The sequence below is a fragment of the Arthrobacter sp. SO5 genome (genome assembly GCF_020532805.1).
Taxonomy (GTDB): domain Bacteria; phylum Actinomycetota; class Actinomycetes; order Actinomycetales; family Micrococcaceae; genus Arthrobacter.
The window spans coordinates 1-10,023 of sequence record NZ_MQTQ01000077.1 but is presented as its reverse complement, the minus strand read 5'-3'; the positions used below and the strand labels follow the sequence as shown (position 1 = coordinate 10,023).

The 10,023-nt window shown below is 60.5% G+C and carries 8 protein-coding genes and 1 pseudogene; 6 read left to right on the top strand and 3 right to left on the bottom strand.

Annotation, left to right across the window (positions count from 1 at the left end; genetic code table 11):
- Positions 1-273 (bottom strand): hypothetical protein (locus BJG92_RS14805; RefSeq protein WP_232084761.1); only part of this gene is annotated, 273 nt, incomplete at its 3' end.
- Between the two features lie 707 nt (positions 274-980).
- Here BJG92_RS14805 and BJG92_RS14800 point away from each other — a divergent pair.
- Entirely contained in the window at positions 981-1,562 is a 582-nt protein-coding gene (locus tag BJG92_RS14800) for a hypothetical protein (RefSeq protein ID WP_232084760.1), read from the top strand.
- A gap of 136 nt (positions 1,563-1,698) precedes the next feature.
- Positions 1,699-2,280 carry a hypothetical protein gene (locus BJG92_RS14795; RefSeq protein ID WP_232084759.1) on the top strand — a complete coding sequence of 194 codons (582 nt, stop codon included), beginning with the start codon at positions 1,699-1,701 and terminating at the stop codon, positions 2,278-2,280.
- A 299-nt stretch (positions 2,281-2,579) separates the two neighbouring features.
- Here the strand turns inward: BJG92_RS14795 and BJG92_RS14790 are convergent, their stop codons facing one another.
- Together BJG92_RS14790 and BJG92_RS14785 are read right to left on the bottom strand one after the other, a co-directional pair.
- Positions 2,580-3,224: a hypothetical protein gene (locus tag BJG92_RS14790; protein WP_232084758.1), complete on the bottom strand. Its 645-nt coding sequence runs from the start codon at positions 3,222-3,224 to the stop codon at positions 2,580-2,582.
- 199 nt (positions 3,225-3,423) lie between these two features.
- On the bottom strand, positions 3,424-3,741 hold the full coding sequence (locus BJG92_RS14785) for a hypothetical protein (RefSeq protein WP_232084757.1): 318 nt from the start codon (positions 3,739-3,741) through the stop codon (positions 3,424-3,426).
- 243 nt (positions 3,742-3,984) lie between these two features.
- Between BJG92_RS14785 and BJG92_RS14780 the strand changes: the two genes are divergently transcribed.
- The 4 genes and pseudogenes from BJG92_RS14780 (at position 3,985) to BJG92_RS14765 (ending at position 9,849) form a co-directional block, all read left to right on the top strand.
- A complete protein-coding gene (locus tag BJG92_RS14780; RefSeq protein WP_232084756.1) occupies positions 3,985-4,425 on the top strand; it encodes a cytidine deaminase in 441 nt (146 codons plus the stop codon).
- Positions 4,426-4,566: 141 nt separating this feature from the next.
- A pseudogene (locus BJG92_RS14775) lies at positions 4,567-5,851 on the top strand (IS256 family transposase).
- 159 nt (positions 5,852-6,010) lie between these two features.
- On the top strand, positions 6,011-6,445 hold the full coding sequence (locus BJG92_RS14770; protein ID WP_232084755.1) for a hypothetical protein: 435 nt from the start codon (positions 6,011-6,013) through the stop codon (positions 6,443-6,445).
- Between the two features lie 2,189 nt (positions 6,446-8,634).
- Positions 8,635-9,849 (top strand): NHL repeat-containing protein, encoded by a 1,215-nt coding sequence (locus tag BJG92_RS14765; protein WP_232084754.1) that lies wholly within the window; start codon positions 8,635-8,637, stop codon positions 9,847-9,849.
- Positions 9,850-10,023 lie beyond the last annotated feature (174 nt).

Below are 10,023 nucleotides of genomic sequence, written 5' to 3'. Positions count from 1 at the left end.
ATGAGAGTCCGCATACCGGAGTGCGCATTCAATGACTCCGCGATCGGCGTCGCGAACCAACCGCTCCCTCCGCTCAGGCGCCGCCTTGCGGACGAGCACGACCGATCCGAGGCCCATGATGACAACAGCTAATGCCGTGGAGCCCCAGAAGCCCAGGTCATCGCGAAAGACGCCTGAAACAAACAACGCGACAGAGAACAGCCAGAACTGCGAGGAGACAGCGGCCTTTTCCCACCTGCCCCGGGGCGAGGGTTTGAGCAACTCGACGGCCATGACCGCATCTTATTACTGACCGGTCACATTGCGCTCCACCCCAAGCCTGGATCACTTTTCCGGGGGCGGTGCCAGGGCGTTGAGCCGGGGCGGTCAGCCCGCCGAGGTGTTCTCTTCCTGCCCGTCGCCCGATTCGCCGAGATTCACGGCGTAACAGCTGACGACCGGCGGGCAGAGCTCATCCTTTTCGAGGCGTCCGGGCACGCGATCCTCGACCGGATCACTCCGGCGGTCCCAATTGATTTGGCGGAAGGGGCATTGCCAGGGGGTATTGGGCGGACTTCCGGTTAGACGCGTTCGTTCTGTCCTGACTCCGCCATTGTGATGCCGGCGACAGACCAGCTCTCGCGGGGGAGCTCGTGCAAAATCACCCGGATCGTGTCGGGACGGATTTCCACGACCTCGGCTTAAGTAGCCGTTAGCGCTGCCAGCAGCTGACGCTTCTTTTCAGTGGAGGAGGAATGCATTGAGAACCTGAATGAGTGGCATGCACAGATTGTGGCATTTTCCGCAGAGGAACGGGTGGACTTCGGACGGGCCGGATGCGACTCGGAGTCCGCAATTCGCCTTGAGCTGGCCATCCTGGCCGCGCTTGATCCGCCCGCGAAGCCGGGCCCGTTCAGGGTTCCTTTCTGAGGTGCAGCCAGCGTCTACTCGCCAAAGTTAGCCCTGTTCAGACGGGAACCAACTGTGTAAGACTTCTGGGCATGAACGATCCGAGAATCCGGATTCTGCCACTCCTTCGCCAGAGCGAACGGCTCCTATGGGTTGGTCAACCAGACCCTAAGGTTCGCTTTACGGGCGCTGATGCGTTTCTCGTGCCTTTCAGCATCTTCTGGGGTGGATTTGCGGTTGTATGGGAAATCTTGGCCATCACCAGAAGCCAGTCACCTTTATTCGTTATTTGGGGAATTCCGTTCGTCCTGGTGGGCCTGTACTTCATTTTCGGCCGTTTCATTGTCAAAAAACGGCGGAAGGTCGTCACAGCGTACGGACTCACAGATAATCGGGCGATCGTTTGTACAGGGGACAAATCAGTTGCTGATACTCCCGTGAGGGGTATGCCAACCAAGGTGGACAGGAATAAGGACGGTCAGCATGTGAGTGTGACTTTCGGGTATCAGGGCGCCCTGGGCCTTTTCGGCATGTATCAGAACACGGGGTTGGACTTCTTCAGCCTTGGCCTGGGACAGAATGTCGCTTTTTTTGACGTCCCAGACGCCGACGGCCTGCTTATGGCTTTGGACCAGGTCCAGGCCGGGCGAGGTGCAGCCGATCCATCCAGTTAGCGGAGGATGTTCCTGAAGACAAATTAACTACTCCTGGCGTCTGCGTATATGCGGAGGCTGTGGGGTACGCGGAAATGCTTTTGTCTGGGAGACTACGCTCAGATAGCGCCCGCAGGCGAAGGTTAGGAGGGCCACTGTGGCCCAGGAGACGCTACACCCGACGCCTTATGGGTGGTGGGAAAAAGCGCCTGTGGCTGGCCTATTTATAGGTCTGGCGGTGGCCGCCGCTGCGACCATCGCGGTGTTTCTGAAACTGCTCGGTTCCTGGTCCTACATGGCCATCGTGGTGGGGGGTATTTTCGTCTTCCAGTTAGCTTTGACGCTGCTTATCGCCCCGTTGAGAAGGAAACGGGAAGCGATGGATGCCGAGATGGGTGTCGTCGAATGTGGCATTCGATGCAAGTCGCTACCCCTGGGCCCTCCGCCTCCAGCAGCGTCTTATCAGCGCGGTTGGCTTAGCGGATATGCCAGTGAAGAGAACGGATCTCTGGTCTTTCAGCCCAGATCTGCCTTCAGGGGTTCTGTCGTGGGGAGCCCTTTGACCTTCCATCACGTCATGCCGTTGACAGGAGGTCTGAGGACTCCAGTTGCAGCTCCCTGGTATCTCGGCCGCGGCAGAACTGTCGTCTTCTTGAAGACTGACAGAGGTGTCATTGAAATAAGTGGTTCGGTCATTGGCCTGAAGGCCGCAGGTGCCTACCCTACGGAGGTTGTGTAGTACTTGCACCGAGAAACAGCAACGAGGCGTTCTCTCGATTCCCCCGGCAGTCCCACTTGGCCGTGCTAGCCTCCTCGTCACCCAGAAGTGCTTGTCATGGCGGCGCAAAGAGCAGATAGGCAAGACCCGCCCCGGTCGCGAGCACAGTGGGGAGCCCACGTACTCTGCAGTCCCGGGTCTGGCTTGATTTGGGCACAGCGCTCATGCGGACGTGGCAGCACGCACTGCTCGTTCGCCTAGACACAAGCCGCAGGTTGATATGGCTCCTACGGTGGCGTGTTAAAGGTTCCTCGAATGGGTCACTTTTGTGGCCCCTTCGCGCCCGGCTCTGCCGTGCGGTCGAGGAACCTGCCAGCCCGCTGGAAGTCTCGGACAACGTATATCGCCCCAATCACCATGACAAGCATGCCAGCCGCCATGAGCCATGAGAGGAACCCGGCTCCGCGTATAACTTGGGGAATGAATAGAAGCGGGAACGCTGACATCCAGATGAGCTGTGTGGCGAGATTCTTTCGCAGTTGCACGGCCGCGGCCTGCGAGACGACAAGATGCTCCGGGTCAACGGTTGTCTTCCCGAGAACCTGGCACCGGATGTCTTTTCGCTCTTCGTCTTCCAGCGAGAGCAGCACGTCGATTCTGCCCGTCTCCGCTGATGGCGCGATCTTCTTCGCGTTGTAAATGAGGCCCCCGATGGCGGCACCCAGCACTGCAGGGAAGAATCCGAATAGCAGAAAGGACGGCCAGTTTGCCGGGTCCCCCTCGAAGGCCAGCATCGCGCCGACGGTCCCCGCCGTGACAAGGATGATCACCCCGGCCGGGAAATAGAGCGCGTAATAGGTCTTCAGGGCACCGCCGAGGCCCAGGTCTGCAATGCCTTGCGCTCGTCTTGTGGCGGTGGTCCAACGGTCGTCGGACTTGGGTATGAGATCGTCGATTCCGCTCATCGTCCGCTTCCCCTGGGCACGAGTAGTGGTGCAACGGCCTGGCTGTCCTCTGCCAATGCCACTGAATCTGATGCTCAAATCCTGAACTATCTACACCCAGAAGCCAACAGCACGCTTCTTGACGAAGAACATAGGGAGACCCTGTTCAGCACCAGGCATCGATTGCCGGCTTGAACGGGGCCAGCCGCGGGCGAGGAGCCTAGGGATTGAACGTCGCTTTTCGTTCGGGGAGCATCGGCTGGTCGGCAGCTGACCGGACCGTGTTCAGAAGTCCAGTCAGCTTTCGGTCCACCACGTCCTCGCCCCAGGGGAGCTTCTTATTGACGTACCAGCCCAAGCGATCGTAGGCGGTCGCTGAGACCAGCGTCTCGTCGCCGGTTGACGTGACTCGGACGTCAATGCCAACTGGGAATTGACTGGAGCCCAGCGGTATCCCGAGGAGACGAAACAGAAAAATCTGATCCGGAGTGAGCTTGTGTTCCGGATTCGATCTGGTTGGTCCGAAGTCCCGCTCCATCCAAAGACGCCAGGATCCGGCCAGACACAGGGGCTACGTCGACTTCCACGTTGAATTCGTCGTCCATCGAGTAGATCTTCACAACGCCCCCAATTTCATGCCCTGATTTAACAAATCATGACTCCAGTATGGGTCAACGTCCGTCGACAGCATTCAGCGTCTACGGCCATGGACCGTCCCGCTGAGGGTTCGGCTACCCGACGCTGACTTGGTCCGACCCAGTGAAGTCTCTACGATCGCGATATGACTAATCTGTTGCCTGCATCCGCGCTGGCCGCCTCAGAGGTCGAACTGGTACTGGTCGACTTCGCGAGGGAGACTATCGATGCAACCACCGACGCCGGCCCTGGCGAAGATGGCATACACACCATGGGAGCTGCGGTGAGAGCCGCGGACGGGCGGATATTCACGGGTGTGAACCTCTATCACTTCACCGGCGGACCTTGCGCAGAACTGGTCGCCCTCGGCGCTGCGCGCGCCGCGGGAGCGACAGAACTGACACACATCGTTGCAGTGGGCAACCATGGGCGAGGCGTGAAGAGCCCGTGTGGGCGGGATCGGCAAATCCTTGCCGATCATTACCCGGAGGTGCGCGTGGTCGTGCCGTCTCCTGAAGGACTCGTGAGCATTCTCGCTAGCGACCTGCTGCCGCTCGCCTTCGATTACCACGCCGAGCAGGTATAGCCGAAAGCCCACGGACGGCCCTCGACAGGAATGAGTCCTGTGCCCGCTCAAGGATCGGCGGATTCAGCCGGGGGACTGTGGAATTAACGGTGTATCCGGCTCGACACGCCAGGCGGTCTGCTTGGCAGGAATGAGCTGGATATGCCGGTGACACTAGATGCCCTGAAGACTGCGGACACCACTGCGAAACCGAAGGAAATTACGGAGGCTGAGGCCGCCCGTGAGCTGGTGAGGATGGCCCGGGAACAAGGGCTGTCTCTGACTGGTCCTGACGGGCTGCTCAAACAGCTGACCAAGACGGTCATAGAGACCGCGTTGGACGAGGAGCTCACAGAGCACCTCGGCTATGAGAAACACGATGCAGCCGGGAAAGAGACCGGCAACGTCCGCAACGGGACCCGGTCCAAGACTGTGCTGACGGAGACCACCGGGCCGGTGGGCATCGACGTTCCGCGGGACCGCGAGGGCACGTTCGAGCCGGTCATTGTCCGGAAGCGCCAGCGCCGCCTGAATGGGGTGGACGAGATGGTCCTCTCGCTCTACGCCAAAGGCCTGACAACCGGGGAAATCAGCGCACATTTCGCCGAGATCTACGGGGCTTTCGTTTCCAGGGAAACCATCTCGCGGATCACGGACAGAGTGCTCGAGGAGACGAAGGAGTGGCAGAACCGTCCCCTGGACGAGGTCTACGCCGCGATCTTCATCGACGCCATTGTTGTCAAGATCCAGGATGGTCAGGTCGCCAACCGGCCGATCTACGCCGCCATCGGCGTCACCCTGGACGGAGAGAAGGACATCCTGGGCCTATGGGCCGGGACCGGCGGCGAAGGCGCGAAGAGCGTTCTCACCGACATCAAGAACCGTGGTGTGAAAGACAGCTTTTTCTTGGTCTGCGACGGGCTTAAGGGCCTTCCGGAAGTGGTAGGCAATGTCTGGCCGCTGACGACGGTGCAGACGTGCATCATCTTTCCTGATCCGCAACACCTTCCGGCTGGCCTCGAAAAAGGACTGGGACGCACTCAAACGGGACGTCAAACCGATCTACACGGCGCCGAATGCCGCGGCGGCCCGGATGGCGTTGGCGGAGCTCACGGAGCGGTGGGGCAAGAAGTATGGCGCGATCGTGCGGCTATCGGAGAACGCGTGGGAGGAATTCATCCCGTTCCTGGATTACGACGTGGAAATACGGCGGGTGATCTGCTCGACCAACGCCATCGAATCGCTCAACGCCCGGTACCGGCGGGCGGTGAAAGCGCGGGGTCATTTCCCAACAGAGCAGGCCGCGCTAAAGTGCCTGCATCTGGTCACCCGATCCCTCGATCCGACCGGTGCCGGCAGAACCTGATGGGCCGTGCGCTGGAAGCCCGCTTTGAACGCCTTCGCCATCACCTTCAGCGACCGATTCCCGACAGCTGAAAACTACTAAAGAAAACTGCCGAATACACCGTTTATGAGATAGTCCCCCCGATATTGGAGTGCTGAGCAGGCCGTCGTCTATGGTAACGATTGGGCTTCCCGAGGGGGCGCTCAGTGTGGAATAGCGCCATCAATAACCTTGGGGGCAGAAGTGATGACTTGCAGTCGTTTGCTGGAGATCGTTGTCGCGATTTCCCTTGTGGCGGTCCCGCTCACGGGATGCGCGGGGCAGCAGCCAAGACGCGAAGATCTGAAATCTTTCGGCTCCATTGATGAGGCCTACGCTGCCGTCGATGACGTCCTGGGCTGCGATTCAAAACCCGTTGGCGATCCGGTTGTGCCTATGGGCGATGGCGTTCGTCTCACTTCGTCGCAGAGACTCTGCTCGGAAGATGTTCAGATAGACCTCTACCCGAATCAGGACGCTCTTGAGAAGAGCTATCAAACGTGGGCTGACTCAAGCCAGGGCAAAATCCCTCTCGTTCGAGGAAATAATTGGATGGTCGTGGACCTCAGCCAAATCGCGAGTGGCCAGCCGTCAAGCCCCAACATCGAACGTTTGGCCGAGAGATTGAACGGCGAATACGCCGTTGTCGGCAAGTAGTTGGATTTACGCCGAGAGTGTCGTTAGGCAGATAGCCTCGAACGGACGTCATGAAGCCGCGCGCCCGGTGAAGGATCCCTCACCGGCCACTGACCGGCAGCAGCGCGCCTTACAGTTCAGGGAATCACCACGTGCTCGTCTGCGTACTCAGACTGAGGTCCCGTGGCGGGGCAGTCTATCGATTTCATGGTCGCCGCCTGTTGGTCGTAGCTGTATCTGACGCAGGCGTTGACAGTCCGCTGCTCCCCCCAAAACCCACCGCTCGTGGTCACGTGATCCCTCAAGTAGATGTCCGCGGTGGGCCGGCCTCCAGGCGGCGTTGCGACTGCGTAGACACCTGGCATGGCCTGTTCCAGTTTCTGGCGTACTCGCTCGGAAGGACCAGGAGCGGTGTCCTGCAGTATCCGTGTGTAGGTGGCTAGTGCCTTGGTGGCCTTTTCGCGAATACTGTTACGGGCGATCTCTTCAATAGGTGCGCGGCCGCATGAAGGGAGGATAACGACCATTGTCGTCATCACCACGACGATAGTTACTGCACGGCGGTTCACTTGAGCGCCCGGGTCGGTAATTCAGCGTACAAGCCAGTTCCTTTTTGGTTCGGATGGAATGATTGAGAGGAAGGACCTAGGGGCTTGTAAAACGGCCTGCTTTGGTCCTCGCATGGCGTGTTCCAGCGCTGCGGCGGCATGGCTACCGCCGGAGCTCAATGAATGTGTGTTCGTATCTATCCGGTTTCATGTAGTCACCTACGAACTCCAAGTCCAGCCCCTCATCGGTCCATACCGCCCGGTATGTCCCGGCGCGGAATGGGTCGTGCGCGTTATTGGTAGTCAGCGACGCTACTTTCACATAAGTGGGCCAGTTTCGGGGCTCGTAGATCGTGAATCCGCCCGCTATGAGGACTGTCCTGTTGACGATCAGCACGCTTCTTCCGTCAGTCGGTGCGTGCAGCGTGTACGCGGTCACCGGGGTGAGCAAAACAACATCAAGGCCAAGTATGAGAACACCAGACCGATGCAGATGCCGGCCACCCATCCGGAGGCCTTTACGAGGCGAGCTATCCAGCGATGTCGAATCCTGTGAACTGCACTTCGCACCACTAGATACACGCCAGCAACGGCGGGGACTATCGCCAGGAGGGCCAGGGCGGTTCCCAATGTTATGGCGTTAATGTCCGGAGCGAGAAGAATATAGATGTCCGCGGAATCAAGCTGGAGGAGCGTCCAGGACATCAGCCCGAGACAGGCCGCTACCAGAAGCCACGCGATTCCCAGCCAGATGGAGCTTCGCGCACGGTTACGTGCCGCGGTCAACGTGGCGTTTTCTTGGACGGTCATTCTCCGGGCTTCACTCCTGGCATTCTTGAGCGTTGTCTGTCCGAGCCGCCGCTCGCCGTCCGATGAGGGTGTTCCGCGGCCACGGGGTCAGCGGGGGGCCGATGATGCAGCTGACTCATGTCTTAGGAACCTAGGACTGAATACCGGAGGTAGACCGTGAGCCCGGTGCGGTCATCAGAGATCCCGGTGCAGGTTTTACGCAACGTCCATAGGTTCATTGGCTCGCATCGTTCTGACACAACTCCCATCTCGGCAGCAAGTGACAGTGCAGTTTGCGGCTCTCTTATGTTGACAACCATTTCCCGCCAACAGCCTCCTGACCCACAGCGCTTGGAGATTTCCCCCGCTTCACTGGGCTGCGGAATAATCTGGAATGCAGAGTCGGGTGGAACTGCCCCTTCATCGATGGCGCTCCAGACCACCGATCCGATCCACGCGATCAAGACCAGCCCGAGCGCGAGCATTGAAAGACGTCCTACGCGCCGACGAGTCGTCATTTGAGGGCCCTCATGGACTGCGCCAGCCACCGGGGCCGGCGGCGCTGTTTGCAGGATGTCCTACGAATGTTTACAGGCACACAACCAAATCCCAGAAGAAATGATTGAGCGTTGCGCTTTCGAGCCATGTGTCCCCCAAATCGAAGACCTCAGACTACACGGCAGCCCAGTGTGGATCGCCTAGGGATCGCCGGTCAGTGTCAGGTAGACGATCCCTGAGCGGGCGTTGTTTCCGCACACCGACGGACATGCTGTCTGGATTCCGTAGGGCCGAAAGTCGCCAGAGGCTGGACTAAGCTCCATGCAATGACATTGTGGCGCTGTGTGGTGCCACGTCTATTGGGGGTAGAAAAGCGTGAAGCATCAAAGTCTGAGGACTGCCGCAGCGGTGACGGCGGTCCTTTTCCTGGGGGCGGCACCGGCCGTGGCGGCTCCTGCGGAGATTCTCGACGTCGGCGGGACACCCCTCGGGGTAGTGGTTAGTGCTGATGGGACAGCGTACGTGGGCGATTACGGCGCCGGCGGGATTCGGGTGATACCGCCGGGAGCGTCCCTGCCTTCGCGCACTCTCAGTACGGGTATCAATGTCTCCGGGATCGCGTTGGCCCCGGACGGCACGTTGTACGTGGCACAGCAGGACAGCGCCTCGGGTGAGGCAGTGGTGGGTGTCATCCCGGCCGGGGCTACGGGTGTCGTACGGAGCATTCCGGTGTCGGATGGGACCCATCTGATTGCCGCCGGACCCGATGGGACGGTCTTCGTTCCGAACCCTGCCGAGGGCACTGTGTCGGTCATCGCACCCAATGGATCGGCGGTGGACCGCATTGTCACGGTCGGGGCCGGCCCGGTGGAAGTGGCGGTCACGAAGGACGGCACCGCGTTCGTGACGAACCAGTACGGCGGGACGGTCTCGGTGATCCCGGCCGGGGCGAACACCCTCTCGCGGACCATCCAGGTCAGCTCCACTCCTGGGAGGACAGAGAACCCCCACGGGATCGCCGCCGGCCCGGACGGGACGATCTATGTCACCAACATCAGTTCCAATCACGTCGCCGTCATCAAACCAGGCGCTGACACCGTGGCCTACCGCATCTATGTCCCGGGCGGACCCACGGAGGCCGCCGTCGGGCCGGACGGGACCCTCTACGTGGCCAGCGCCCTGAGTCCAGCCCTGTCCGTAATACCGCCAGGGGCCATAACAGCGGGTCCCTCGATCCCAACGGAGAGCAACCCCGGTCACCTCGCGGTAGCTCCGGACGGGACCATCATCGTGACGACCCCGGGCAGCGGCTTGGGAAACGGTTCCGTGGCCCGCTACGCCACCGCTGCTGCAGTTGCGGCTTCGGCCCCCGCCCCAGCCTCAGCACCGGTATCCGCCGCGACCCGACCCGGCGACGCGGCGACAACCCCGTGGAGCTCCCCGGCCGGAATCGCTGGAACGGCCGGAGCGGCAGTTCTCGTCATCGCCCTGCTCATCGTGGCCACGCAGCGCCGGCGAATGGCGTCCCTTCGCGACCGTGCCCCCCGTGCCGCCGAGCAATCTCTCGATCATCCACTCCCGTTCAGGTGATGCCCACCCAGCTTCTGAAGGGGCGCTGCCCGGTCATGCAGCGGTGCGCCGATGGGATCATGAATGGCTTGAAGGGAGGTGACGTCGTGATGGAGAGACTAGAAGCTGAGCATGCCGTGCTGCACGCCCAAGACTCGGCAACGAGCGCGGGCATGACCCGGTTGCAGCCGCCGT